The following is a 12,700-nucleotide window of genomic DNA, read 5'->3' as shown; positions in this document are numbered from 1 at the left end:
ATAAAACTGCTGGAGGCTCTTTTAGGTCAAGGACGGGCGCAGCCCGGCGATAGCGAATCCTTGACCTAAAAGAAGCCGGAAGCAGTAAAATTTAAAGATTAGTGGTGATAATTTAACCTGATTCTAGCCAGAGGGAATTTTACACAAAAATTTGGACTTGATCTGAAAATGCCATATAGGCAAACTACGGATCATGATTATTGGATTGACGATGTAAATTCACCTGATTATAACAAATGGGTGACATATGAAGGAGACCCAAAAGAAAGATGGAATTCTTTTGAAAAGCTAAGGATTCCTGCGTATAAATATGCCGTGGTTATAAATTATAATGTTACCAACATAGAACCTGGCAAGGGAAGTGCTATATTCTTGCATATATGGCAAGGGCCAAACAAAGGCACCTCTGGATGTACGGCGGTATCAGAAGAAAATATGTTGAAAATATTGAAGTGGTTGGACCCTAATAAAAAGCCTATAATTATCCAGGGTACTCAGTCATGGATTAATTCACTGACAAAATGATGTTATTTTCACATTGCTGGTTGAGATGGATAAATCGACTTTGACCCCTTGCTGTTATTGACATTCGATAGTACATATGTCGTGTGGCAACCCACAGGGCCACTTAAATTGCTTGAAAAACGGTAGGCGGTACTGTATAATAAAGTCGATGATAGGGCTATCAGGTGGGTTGTCTTAACTATGTTTCAAGAGGTGTAATAAATGGATGACACCACGTTGACTGTTAGACAGCGAATAATGCGGTTTATTGATGGGATTGAAAGTCGCGATGATATAAAGCTCGAGGAGATACCCGAATATCGCCTTTATATTTCTCAGCTGGAGGAGTTTTTCGAGAAAAAGCTTGGCAAGGCCCTGGGTGATGATGAGGAGAAGCGAACCATTTCAAAAACCATGATTCAGAACTACATTAAAGAAGGGCTGTTGATGCCTCCAAATGGTAAGTGTTACAACCGTGCTCATATTATATTGCTTACGTTGATATACAATTTGAAGTCTATACTCACTATCAAGGATATTAAGAAATTGCTTTCGCCTCTGTTGAGCGAGGCCAATGACGAAGCAAACATTGAGAAGATCGAGCATCTTTATAACGTCTATCTGGCTTTGAAAAAAAGGGATACATATGCCGACTGTATCATGGATAGCATGGAGACCATCAAAAATTATTTAGATGATGATAAATTGTCAGGAGAGAAGGATGAAAAAATCCGTTTGTTTCTTCTGGTTTTGATTTTAATTGAGCAGGCCAATGTGCGTAAAAAGATAGTTGAATACATTATAAATGAATTCTTTGGCAGCGAATTAGAGAAGGAGCCTTAAAATAATAGGGCTCCTTTTTTTATATTAAAAATCAACAAAAGTTATGCCAGTTAATTGTTGGGAATGTAGTATTTAGGAATATTTTGTATCTGTCGTTGAAAAATAGTTTTGAATACTATATAATAAAGGTAGTCATTATCACAATAAAATGTAATGGACAATGATTATTTAAGTACATTAATACCATGTAAGGTTGTATCCATATATTTTAAAATATCGGATAGCCTTAGGATATAAACTTCTCTTTTAAGAAAATGCTCAATATATAAAATTCCCAGAATGATCAGCTACACCATGGTTAGCATGCTGTACATAAAAATGCCTTATGTTTTGCACAGAAACAAAGGGCAAGGGTAGGGCGCGTATTCTTTCAAAAGGGTGTTATGTGAAATGTAAACGATTTAAAAATTTAACATTGAGAAAGGAGTGAACAAAGAACCATGAAGAGAAAGGGGGTAAAACATGGCAGGGTCAAAAAGCGTGGGACTTTGGTAAAAACCAGCTGTTTTGCAGGTAACTACATATACGTCACCGACCATGCTATAAAGCGCTATCAAGAAAGGTTTAAGAGGGTAAGCGAGAAAAATGCCCAGCGCGCCATTATAGAAGGCGTAAAGAGGAGTCGCCTGATTGCCTTGACTAGATTCGGTGGAAGGGAGATCAGGGAGAACCGGGGAGTGCTGTATGTCTGCGAGCTCCAGGATAACTATTTATCGGTGATAACCGTTCTTATAAGCAAAGTGAAGCTGAGATTTGTAAGCTAAAACGGACTTACGTTGTTTATGCTACCAGACTTCTCACTAAGCAACCGCCTCTATAGGTGGTTGGTAGTTCACACCGCAAAATAGCTAGGATAGTAGTGTTTTGGCGTAGCGCTGCAGGAGATAGCGGATAGAATTGTGCCACTTTAAGCGAAGAAAGTTTAAAGGTGATGGCAGACCTTGAAGGGTCTGCTTTTTTGTTTAGGATAACTTTTGTTGTCGGGCTTATGATATAAGCGACTTTTAAAAAGCCAGGATATCTGATAAAAAGCAAAACAAAAAGATGTCATTCGACCCCACGAATTTACAAAATTTACAGGACAACTGTTGTATATTATCTATAAGGGGGGTTAGAGCAAATGAAAAAGATGTTTAGCATTGCAATACTGGGATATAACAGGCGCGAAGTTGAACAATATCTCTCTGATATGCGTAGGGATTATGAGGAAGAGCTTTCCAAGAAAAAGGAACGTATGCTGGAGCTTGTGGAGGAGAACAATAGGATAAAGTCGCAGATCAAAGAATTGGAAAAAAAGCTAGCAGAATTTTCTGAGAGAGAGGCTTATATTTCAAAAGCATTAGTCCGAGCTGAGCAGAAGGCTCAGGCTATTATAGAAGAAGGCCGTCAAAAGATTGCGGCGGAGATGTATCAGCTGGAAATGGAAAAGAACAAGTGGAAAGCAAGATGCAAAGAGATACGTCGTCAGCTATTGGAATTTGAACACATGGTGTGTACTCTCATGGAGAACTTCTATTCGGAGATTAATTATCTTAAATCTAAGGAATTGAGCGAGGAGCTTTTCACAGAGGGAGATTGTGAGGAAGGAAGACAGGAGGAGGGTTCTGGCTTGCTGAGCGTATCATAAAAACAAAAAGCGGTCGCCTTTATCAGGCAACCGCTTTTCTCTTCCCAATTAATACATTTCAGCGTTTTTGCCGCCAGGCATTGCCGGTTCTTTCTCAGGAATCTCGGCTACCAGGCTTTCTGTGGTTAATACCATAGCTGCTATGCTAGCAGCATTCTGCAATGCCGAGCGAGTAACCTTGGTAGGATCAATTATTCCCTTGGCTACCATGTCGCCATATTCGCCTCTCAACGCATCAAAGCCGAAGTATTTATCCTTGCTGGCCTTGACTTTTTCAGCTACCACGGAGCCTTCCATACCAGCATTGATGGCGATCTGACGCAGTGGCTCTTCTAAAGCGCGTTTTACTATGTTGATACCAGTCAGCTCGTCGCCTTCGGCCTCAAGTTTTTCTACTTCTTCTATGGCTTTAATAAGCGCTACGCCACCGCCGGGAACTATGCCCTCTTCTACTGCAGCTCTGGTAGCGTTGAGGGCGTCTTCAATTCTCAGTTTCTTCTCTTTCATCTCGGTCTCGGTTGCAGCGCCAACCTTGATTACGGCTACGCCGCCAGCCAGCTTAGCCAAGCGCTCCTGCAACTTCTCTCTATCATAATCAGAGGTGGTCTCTTCAATCTGAGCCTTGATGGAGGCTATACGGTTTTTGATCTCCTGCGGATCTCCAGCCCCACCCACAATGGTGGTATTCTCTTTATCGACCGTTACTTTAGTAGCACGACCCAGCATGTCAATGGTGGCTTCTTTGAGGGTGAGACCTACCTCTTCAGAGATTACGGTACCACCTGTCAAGATAGCGATATCCTGCAGCATAGCTTTGCGCCTATCGCCAAATCCGGGAGCCTTTACACCCACGCTGATGAGGGTGCCTCTCAGCTTGTTGACAACGAGGGTAGCTAGAGCCTCACCTTCAATGTCTTCAGCGATAATCAATAGCTTTTTACCATGCTGTACTACTTGTTCGAGTATGGGCAGAAGGTCCTGTACGTTGCTGATCTTCTTGTCGGTGATCAAGATTAATGGCTCATCTAATTCTGCGACCATCTTCTCGGTATCGGTTACCATGTAGGGAGAAATATAACCCCTGTCAAACTGCATTCCTTCCACTGTCTCCACTTCGGTAACCAACGACTTGGATTCTTCGACGGTGATGACGCCGTCTTTGCCTACTTTCTCCATAGCTTCAGCGATTAATTGTCCAATTGTCTCATCGCCAGCCGAAATGGAAGCTACCTGAGCGATGGCTTCTTTCTTTTCAATGGGCTTGCTGAGTTTTTTCAGTGCTTCAACAGCTGCATCCACAGCCCTCTGGATGCCTCTCTTTAACAACATGGGGTTAGCCCCTGCTGCTACATTTTTCAAGCCTTCACGGATAATAGCTTGTGCCAATACTGTTGCGGTGGTGGTACCGTCACCGGCTACATCGTTGGTCTTGCTGGCTACCTCTCTGACGAGCTGAGCGCCCATATTCTCATATGGATCTTCCAGCTCAATTTCCTTGGCGATAGTTACGCCGTCGTTCACGATTTGTGGAGAACCATACTTTTTCTCCAGTACGACGTTACGCCCTTTGGGGCCAAGGGTTATCTTTACAGTGTCAGCCAATTTGTTAACGCCACGTTCTATTGCTCTTCTCGCTTCTTCGCCATATATAAGTTGTTTGGCCATATGTATTTACCTCCTCCTTTTATTGTTTATTCAACTACTGCAAGAATATCGCTCTGGCGAACGATAATATATTCTTCGTTATCGAGTTTGACTTCAGTGCCGGCATACTTGGAATAAATGACTTTATCGCCAACTTTTACTTCCATTTTAACCTCTTTGCCGTCGACCATGCCACCAGGTCCTACAGCGATAACTTCTGCCATTTGCGGTTTTTCTTTTGCTGAACTGGGTAATACAATGCCGCCCTTTGTGGTTTCTTCAGTTTCCAACGCTTTGATGACAACTCGATCGCCCAATGGTCTTAGTTTCATAACTATTACCCTCCTTCTTGTGTTGGATTGGTTATATACTTTTCAATATCTATTAGCACTCATCATCGGTGAGTGCTAATCACAGTAAATAGTTTATATAAAAACCAGAAGGATGGCAAATACTGTTGTAAACGAATTTTGGTTAAATAGTGTTAATTTTAAGAATTATAAGAGTAAATCATCTATTTGCTCGTTGTATCTAAAAATAGATAAAAAATTCAAAGTTCAACATTGGAATTACAGATTACTGATTTCCAAGGATATTTTGCTGAATTCCCTGTTTGTCTACAAAATTTGACAAGAAGTGAAAGAACACCGCCTCTAAAAAAGTTGCAGTGCTTAAAGATTGTATATAGAATATATTCTAAGAATTGTTTGAGGAGGGGTCTTGTGGATAAATGGGATAAGAGGTTTATGGAGCTGGCTGAGGTGATTGCCAACTGGTCTAGCTGCTATCAGCCCAACAGGAAGATCGGGGCTGTAATAGTGAAAAACAAGCGCATACTGACGACCGGTTACAACGGTGCTCCGGCCGGCTATACGAGCTGCATGGAAAGAGGAGAGTGCTTGAGAAGGAAGGCAAACATCCCTTCCGGGACCCATCATGAGTACTGCTATGCGGTTCATGCCGAGCAAAACGCTATTGCTCAAGCAGCAAAGATGGGAATATCGATTGACGGCGCCACAATGTACTGTACCCATCAACCCTGCGTTATATGCGCCAAGCTCATCATCAACAGCGGTATCAAAAGAGTCGTATACAAATACCCTTATCCTGATGAGCTAGCGGTGCACATACTGACGGCGGTTGGGGTCAGCCTCGAGAAGTACGAGGAGTGACTGGTTCCCTTGCTGACCGTAAATGTTTCAATCCATAAATTTTCCCGTGAGCTTCTGTATGGTACGAGGAAGCGAATCCTTTGCGCTTCCCAGAGGTTTGTCCTGGTTGCGATAGTCAAATTTATTGATGAACTGATATAGCTCCTGTTCCAGATTGTGAAAGGATTTAATCTGTAGCGGGATTACATCGGCAAGCCAGAGAGTTTGCTTGGGTGCAGGCAGGGTTTCTCTGGCTATTTTTGTTGTCAGGGCCAGGTGTTTGAGGCAGAACCCCTTTGAGGATTCAAGGGCCTTTTTGAATTCCTTATCTGTATCCCACAGATAAAGAATGGTGTAGGCGTACCGGTTCATAGCGTTTGACATCCGGTTACATATGATACACTGACCATGCTGCATGGTAAGCCATCCTTCAAATTCCGCTATAAATTGGTCCACCTCTTTTTTTCTTCTAATTATATTGTTTATGACAGAAGAGCCTTTGTTCTTAGTGGCTCTTAAAAGTGCATTGCAGTGGTGTTCGAACTTCTCCATAAACTCCTTAAGATGGGTATGTGTCATGAGGGCCAGGCCTAATCGATTTTGAGCGGCATACAGCAATTTAAAATGGTGCGAACAAAATCCGGTTTTATTAACCTCTATCCTGGTGTCGGGCTCCATAACCGAAGCCCCCAGAAACGAATCTACATAGCTTTTCTCCAGCCTATCTTCCAGGTTGCACAGGGGACACTCTCCTCCCTGGTGGTAGGCATCCCATACAGGAATGGTATCGATATGGTATTTCATCGGTAACCTCCATTAAATAGAATACCACGTCCTGAATATCATTTTATCATAAATTAAGTGGACCTGCCATAGATATAAGTATGAAGTTTTCCTTCAAATAGCAATGTAAATCAAAGGAGGAATCTTTATGCGTTACTCACGGTTAAAGAGGAGAAACAGGCGGCGTTATACTTCGATGATCCTTTTAGGGCTTTTACTGTTTTTGGCTGTATATATAGGTTCTGCCAGCGCGGCTGGCAATTTCATAAGCCGAATCGTCACATCCTTTCTGGGCAGCTTTACCAGCACTAACCAGGGTGAAGACGACGCTTCTGTTCAGGCTCCCAATACCCAGCTTACCGTCCCTAATAAAACCGATAAAACCCCAAATGAAGGCTCAAGCCAAAAGGTGACCGAACAGCTCGATATAGCTCCTTTTAATCTGTATGCTATACAGCTGGGTGCCTTTACCAATAAAGAAAATGCCGAGGTGGCTGCAAAGGAGCTTCAGGCAAAAGGAGGGGCAGGGTACATTTTAAACGACAAGTATTTTCGCCTTTTGGCCATGGGTTATGCTTCCGAGGCTGATGCTCAAAAGGTAAAGCAGCAGCTGGAAAAGGAAGGAATAGAAAGCCAGATATATTCCATTTCGGCACCCGGCGTTAACATGGAAATAACCGCTTCGGCAGATAAGGTAAACAGCGTCAAATCAGCCTTTTCGCTGTGGATTGACAAAACCAAGGCCTTGGAAGGGATAGTGAAAAATCTTGATACTTCGGCTATATCGGTAGAGGATGCCAGGAAGGATATTGAAGCCATGGTTGGCGCGTTTAACTCTACTCTTGAGCAGCTCAAAGCGTATTCAGCCACACAGGAGAGCAACCATATATTGGCAGGACTTCAGGAGTTGTATCAAAACAGCATCGAAAGCCTAAACGGAATATTTGCTGAAAATGTTGTGGACAGGGTAGCAACTTCATCAAAAATAAAGTATACTTATATTGATATGGTTTATAAGTACAAGCAGTACATGGATAAAATAACCAGTGAATAAGGGGGAACTAATAATTGAAAATAGAAGAGATACGCGATTTGTTGAACGCGAAACTTCTGACGGGCGAGGATTTGCTGGACAGAGAGGTGTTTTCGGCCTGTGCATCAGACCTTATGAGCGATATATTATCCTATGTAAAGAAGCAAACGGTGTTGCTCACCAGCCTTACCAATGCCCATGTCATTAAGATGGCTGAAATCCTAGATGTTACTGCCATAGTGTTTGTTGGAGGGAGAACACCCGCACAGGAGATCGTCGATATGGCTAAAAAAATGGGTATTGCCGTGCTTGCCACCGAATACACCATGTATGAGGCGTGTGGAAGGCTATATAGTGCGGGATTACCGGGCTGTACGAGGGAGTCATAGATGACGGGCGGTTATTATTCCATTGAACAGGTGTTCCATGTTAAAGCCGGGGATTTTGCTTCAGCAGGAGAGGCTTCCAGCCAAATAAAAAAAATATTAAAGCAGCTGGGGATTGATTCCACCCTGGTGCGGCGGGTTAGCATAGCAGCCTATGAGGCCGAGATGAACCTGGTGATACACTCCGTTGGCGGGGAGCTGAAGCTGAAGGTGACTCCTCAATCCATTGTCGTAACAGCCGAAGATAAAGGCCCTGGCATTCCAGATATAGATTTAGCTATGCAGGAAGGGTACTCCACAGCTCCTGAAATAGCAAGGGAGCTAGGATTTGGTGCAGGAATGGGGCTGCCCAACATCAAGCGCTGCGCTGATCGTTTGAATATACAATCTAAAGTGGGAGAGGGAACGCTCTTGGAGATATATTTTGACATAAAAGCAAGGTGATGAAATTGAAGGAATATTATCATTCGGTTACTTTGAGAAGGGACAAGTGTAGGGGATGCACCAATTGCATAAAGAGGTGTCCTACCGAGGCCATAAGAGTGAGGGATGGAAAGGCCAGGATAATTGCCGAGAGGTGTATAGACTGCGGAGAGTGCATCAGGGTATGCCCCTATCATGCTAAGGTGGCTGTTACAGATCCTTTATCTTCCATAGAGAGGTTTCGCTATCGTATCGCGTTGCCTGCCCCAACGCTGTATGGGCAGTTTAAGAATGTGTCGGATATAAATGTCATTCTTGCAGGACTTAAAAATCTCGGCTTTGATTATGTATATGAGGTTGCAAGAGGAGCGGATTATGTGACTGCGTTTGTTAAGCAAGCGCTCAAAGATCCGAACCGTAAAAGGCCTATCATATCCTCATCCTGCCCTGCCATTGTAAGGCTGATTCAGGTGCGCTTTCCTGAGCTGATAGACAACATAGTGGATGTGGACTCGCCTATGGAGATCACAGCTCAGCTTGCCAGAAACGAATTTTGTGAGAAATACGGCGTAAAGCCCGAGGAAGTGGGCGTATTTTTTATCACGCCCTGTGCTGCCAAGATGACCAGCATACGGAATCCGGTGGGGAGAAAGGAATCCTCGGTGGATGGCGCCATCTCCATCCAGGAGATATATGGCCAGTTGTACAACCAAATAAGCAAGCTGAAAAGGGAAGACGTCGCACAGATGGCATCGCCATTTGGAGTAGGATGGGCCAATTCAGGCGGAGAGAGCCTTGCGCTGGGGATTGACAGTTATCTGGCGGTTGACGGCATACAGAACGTCATACGCGTCCTAGAAGAGATAGAGGATGATAAGCTGACTGACCTGGAATATTTTGAAGGGCTGGCCTGCCCCGGAGGATGCGTGGGCGGCCCCCTTACAGTTGAAAACGGCTTTGTAGCCAAAAACCGTATAAGGAAGCTGTCAGAGAAGGCAAAGGGTAGACCGGTGTCGGAAGATGAGCTACATGAGGTTGGGCAAAAGATAAGCTGGCGGCTTGATGAAAAGATACTGCCCAAACCGGTCATGAAGCTGGACGACGATATCGTGGAGGCTATGAAAAAGATGGAAACCATAAAGGAGATATACGAGAGCCTGCCAGGACTTGATTGCGGTTCCTGCGGTTCGCCCAGCTGCCGAACGCTGGCCGAGGATATAGTAAGGGGTTATGCTTCTGAGATGGATTGCGTCTTTAAATTAAGGGAAAAGGTGAAACAGCTTGCCCTGGAGATGATAGAGCTTTCTGAGAAAATCCCAGGGGGAAGAAAAGAAAAAGAAAGGCAGGAGTGAATGTCAATGAAAGTATCGCAAATCATCGAGGCTTTATCCCTTAAAGTATTGGCGGGAGAGAGTTTTCTGGACCGAGAAGTGTGTAGCGGTTATTGCTGTGACCTTTTGAGCAGGGTGATGGCAAGGGGAGAAAAGGGAATGGTGTGGATTACCGTGCAGACGCACATGAACATAGTGGCTGTGGCTACGCTTATTGAGATGGCTTGCATCATCATTCCGGAAGGCATTGAGGTGGAACGTAAAGTTTTGGACAAGGCCGAGGAAGAAGGCGTAATCATACTTTCATCCGATTTGACGGCTTTTGAACTTGCAGGAAAGCTGTATCAGATGGGCATTGTGCCTGTGAAAGTTAGATAATACAAGGGTGCCGCGCATTGATGTAAACCATTTTGTAAGGGTTTGCTGTGCCTTTATAACTTCCTGTAAATTTAATGCAGGGTGTTAGTTTTAGAAATTGAGGGAGTGCGAGGGAGCAGTAAGCCCCCCTTGATTTATTAAGGAGAGACGTCACATGAGGATAGCGGTAGACCTTCATATACATTCGGCGCTTTCTCCCTGCGCCGATGATGACATGACGCCAAACAACATCGTAAACATGGCCGTTTTGAAAGGGCTTGATGCCATAGCCATAACTGACCACAACAGCTGTGACAACGTTAAGGCCATCATGAAAGTGGCTGACGACCGAGTTCTGGTGTTGCCTGGCATGGAAGTGCAGACAAAAGAGGACGTCCATTTGCTGTGCTATTTTGATGATATAAAATCGCTGTTGGATTTTGACGCTCATATACGAAATTTCATGCCTAAAATGCCAAATGTTCCACATATTTTCGGCAATCAGTATATAATGGATGAAAATGATCAAATCATAGGAGAAAGGGAGCACTTGCTGCTTTCGTCGCTTGACCTGTCTGTTGATCAGATAGTACAGCTGGTCTCCCAAAGAGGCGGAGTTGTAGTACCAGCTCACGTTGATCGCCCTTCTTATAGCATCATTTCTCAGCTTGGGTTAATCCCTCCAGATCTAGGTTTTAACGTATTGGAAGTTTCAAAGTTTGACACGAATTACACAATGTATCTGCAGGGTTTTCGCTATATTCACTCATCGGATGCACATCAATTAGGCCAAATTCTGGAGAGAGAGATGTTAATTGACATATATAATGTATCATTAACTGCTATTATACAGTGGTTTAAACGTTCTGCTGTTATTTAACAAAATTATTACAAAAAATTTTGCAACAAAATTCGTTAAAATAATCGCAAACACTCTTGATTATGATGTGATTATATGAGATAATAACTGTTGTTGAATAACATCAACAATATATTATTTTAAAAAATGTGTTTATATGGTAAATCTTAAATATAAAAGCAATTGTAGCTTAGTTGCAGTTTATCTGTAGAAAGTATAATTAAGAAAAGTATAATATTAGAGTGTGGAGCGGATCAGTCAGATTTTTAAACATACGATAATACGCGGGCTTGAGCTGAATGAATTTCAACACAAGAGGTAACAGAGGAGGGAAATCACAATGGCGGTGTCTGTCTTGACCGAAAATAAAGAAAAGTTTGAAGAATTCAAAAAGGTGATTGAAGAGTATAAGGGCAAAGAAGGGCCGCTTATGCCCATATTGCAAAAGGCCCAGGAGATATTTGGCTGTCTGTCTCTGGATGTACAAAACTATATAGCAGAGGAATTGAACATTCCAATAACCGATGTGTATGGCGTTGCGACTTTTTATGCCCAGTTTACCTTAAAGCCCAAGGGGAAATATAAAATCGGAGTATGCTTGGGGACAGCCTGTTATGTAAAGGGCTCACAGAAGGTGCTGGACAAGCTGCAGGAAATTCTCAATATTAAGGTAGGTGATACCACCGACGATGGCAAGTTTACGCTGGAAGCTACGCGGTGCCTGGGGGCTTGCGGATTGGCTCCGGTCATGATGATAAATGACCACGTGTACGGAAGGCTCAAGCCAGAGGATGTAGAAGGAATAATTGCCAAATACAGGGATGAATAGGGGATGGAAGATATATCCCTTTATATACTGGACTTAGTACAGAACTCTATTGCAGCCGTGGCCACCCTTATTGAGGTGTCGGTAATCGAGGACCTGCAAAACGATAAGCTCATCTTAAGCATTAGGGATAATGGGGTTGGTATGGATTCACAGGTGGCCAAAAAGGTCACTGATCCTTTTTATACCACGCGGACCACCCGTAAAGTGGGTTTAGGCTTGGCGTTTGTAGAAGCGGCTGCTCAGGCCTGCGAAGGAAATCTACAGATTTTTTCCCAGCCCGGCAATGGCACCGAGGTAAGAGTAGAGTTTAAATATCACCACATTGATCGTCCGCCTCTGGGCAGGATTGATCAGACCATGGCAGCTCTGGTGGCCTGTAATCCATCGATAGATTTTGTATACACCCACATCACCCCTTTTGGTAGGCTGAACTTTGATTCCAGGGAGGTTCGGCAGAGGATAGGAGACCTGCCTCTTGACCATCCTGAGGTCGTTGAGTGGATTAGGGAATATATACGGGAAGGTCTTGATGAAATAAGCGGAGGTGGAGGAGTATGAAGTCTTTGAAAGAATTGGAAGAAATAAGGCAACGGGCTTTGGAGTCCGTCAATTTGAGAAAAGAAAGAGGTGGTACCAGGGTAGTGGTTGGAATGGGAACCTGTGGAATTGCCGCGGGCGCAAGGCCGGTGCTCTTGGCATTCTTGGAAGAGGTCAAGAAGCGTAACCTTCGGGATGTCATAGTCACTCAGACCGGATGTATAGGCGTATGCCGCTTGGAGCCCATGGCAGAAGTCTATAGGCCGGGAGAAGAGAAGGTTACCTACGTTAAACTGACGCCTGAAAAGGTAAGGCGGATCGTGGCTGAACACATTGTGAATGGCAAACCAGTGACGGAGTTTACCATCGGTGCTGCTGATAAGCAATGATGTG

The 12,700-nt window shown here is 43.8% G+C and carries 17 protein-coding genes; 14 read left to right on the top strand and 3 right to left on the bottom strand.

Annotation, left to right across the window (positions count from 1 at the left end; genetic code table 11):
- Positions 1-168: 168 nt before the first annotated feature.
- From BM241_RS01685 to BM241_RS01670, 4 genes are all read left to right on the top strand, one after another.
- Positions 169-525: a L,D-transpeptidase family protein gene (locus BM241_RS01685; RefSeq protein WP_092281879.1), complete on the top strand. Its 357-nt coding sequence runs from the start codon at positions 169-171 to the stop codon at positions 523-525.
- Between the two features lie 201 nt (positions 526-726).
- Positions 727-1,347, top strand: coding sequence for a DUF1836 domain-containing protein (locus tag BM241_RS01680; RefSeq protein ID WP_092281878.1), 621 nt, complete (start codon positions 727-729; stop codon positions 1,345-1,347).
- Between the two features lie 440 nt (positions 1,348-1,787).
- Positions 1,788-2,111, top strand: a complete 324-nt coding sequence (locus tag BM241_RS01675; protein ID WP_025747017.1) for a hypothetical protein — start codon at positions 1,788-1,790, stop codon at positions 2,109-2,111.
- A gap of 356 nt (positions 2,112-2,467) precedes the next feature.
- Positions 2,468-2,974, top strand: a complete 507-nt coding sequence (locus tag BM241_RS01670) for a DivIVA domain-containing protein (RefSeq protein ID WP_025747016.1) — start codon at positions 2,468-2,470, stop codon at positions 2,972-2,974.
- Positions 2,975-3,022: 48 nt separating this feature from the next.
- Here the strand turns inward: BM241_RS01670 and groL are convergent, their stop codons facing one another.
- Positions 3,023-4,639 (bottom strand): chaperonin GroEL, encoded by a 1,617-nt coding sequence (groL, locus tag BM241_RS01665; RefSeq protein WP_025747015.1) that lies wholly within the window; start codon positions 4,637-4,639, stop codon positions 3,023-3,025.
- A gap of 26 nt (positions 4,640-4,665) precedes the next feature.
- Positions 4,666-4,950: a co-chaperone GroES gene (gene groES, locus BM241_RS01660; RefSeq protein ID WP_025747014.1), complete on the bottom strand. Its 285-nt coding sequence runs from the start codon at positions 4,948-4,950 to the stop codon at positions 4,666-4,668.
- Positions 4,951-5,340: 390 nt separating this feature from the next.
- Here groES and BM241_RS01655 point away from each other — a divergent pair, with 390 nt between their 5' ends.
- Positions 5,341-5,790, top strand: coding sequence for a deoxycytidylate deaminase (locus tag BM241_RS01655; RefSeq protein WP_278291803.1), 450 nt, complete (start codon positions 5,341-5,343; stop codon positions 5,788-5,790).
- Positions 5,791-5,817: 27 nt separating this feature from the next.
- Here the strand turns inward: BM241_RS01655 and BM241_RS01650 are convergent, their stop codons facing one another.
- On the bottom strand, positions 5,818-6,573 hold the full coding sequence (locus BM241_RS01650) for a DUF6062 family protein (protein WP_025747012.1): 756 nt from the start codon (positions 6,571-6,573) through the stop codon (positions 5,818-5,820).
- 127 nt (positions 6,574-6,700) lie between these two features.
- On the opposite strand from BM241_RS01650, the gene BM241_RS01645 reads away from it, so the two are divergent.
- From BM241_RS01645 to BM241_RS01605, 9 genes are all read left to right on the top strand, one after another.
- Positions 6,701-7,606, top strand: coding sequence for an SPOR domain-containing protein (locus BM241_RS01645; protein ID WP_092281877.1), 906 nt, complete (start codon positions 6,701-6,703; stop codon positions 7,604-7,606).
- 14 nt (positions 7,607-7,620) lie between these two features.
- On the top strand, positions 7,621-7,974 hold the full coding sequence (locus BM241_RS01640; RefSeq protein ID WP_025747010.1) for a DRTGG domain-containing protein: 354 nt from the start codon (positions 7,621-7,623) through the stop codon (positions 7,972-7,974).
- Positions 7,975-8,415 (top strand): ATP-binding protein, encoded by a 441-nt coding sequence (locus tag BM241_RS01635; protein ID WP_025747009.1) that lies wholly within the window; start codon positions 7,975-7,977, stop codon positions 8,413-8,415.
- On the top strand, positions 8,415-9,746 hold the full coding sequence (locus BM241_RS01630) for a [Fe-Fe] hydrogenase large subunit C-terminal domain-containing protein (RefSeq protein WP_035146024.1): 1,332 nt from the start codon (positions 8,415-8,417) through the stop codon (positions 9,744-9,746). The genes BM241_RS01635 and BM241_RS01630 overlap by 1 nt, the downstream gene beginning before the upstream one ends.
- 6 nt (positions 9,747-9,752) lie before the next feature.
- Positions 9,753-10,103 (top strand): DRTGG domain-containing protein, encoded by a 351-nt coding sequence (locus BM241_RS01625; protein WP_025747007.1) that lies wholly within the window; start codon positions 9,753-9,755, stop codon positions 10,101-10,103.
- Between the two features lie 154 nt (positions 10,104-10,257).
- Entirely contained in the window at positions 10,258-10,962 is a 705-nt protein-coding gene (locus BM241_RS01620) for a PHP domain-containing protein (protein WP_025747006.1), read from the top strand.
- A 319-nt stretch (positions 10,963-11,281) separates the two neighbouring features.
- Complete coding sequence (nuoE, locus tag BM241_RS01615) at positions 11,282-11,770, top strand: NADH-quinone oxidoreductase subunit NuoE (protein ID WP_025747005.1); 489 nt, start codon at positions 11,282-11,284, stop codon at positions 11,768-11,770.
- A gap of 3 nt (positions 11,771-11,773) precedes the next feature.
- Entirely contained in the window at positions 11,774-12,328 is a 555-nt protein-coding gene (locus BM241_RS01610; RefSeq protein ID WP_025747004.1) for an ATP-binding protein, read from the top strand.
- Positions 12,325-12,696: a (2Fe-2S) ferredoxin domain-containing protein gene (locus tag BM241_RS01605; RefSeq protein WP_025747003.1), complete on the top strand. Its 372-nt coding sequence runs from the start codon at positions 12,325-12,327 to the stop codon at positions 12,694-12,696. The genes BM241_RS01610 and BM241_RS01605 overlap by 4 nt, the downstream gene beginning before the upstream one ends.
- Positions 12,697-12,700: the final 4 nt, after the last annotated feature.

Origin of the sequence: Caldicoprobacter faecalis (genome assembly GCF_900115765.1) — a bacterium.
Classification (GTDB): Bacteria; Bacillota; Clostridia; order Caldicoprobacterales; family Caldicoprobacteraceae; genus Caldicoprobacter; species Caldicoprobacter oshimai.
Note: the sequence above shows the minus strand (reverse complement) of the source record. Positions and strands in the feature narration are given on the sequence as shown.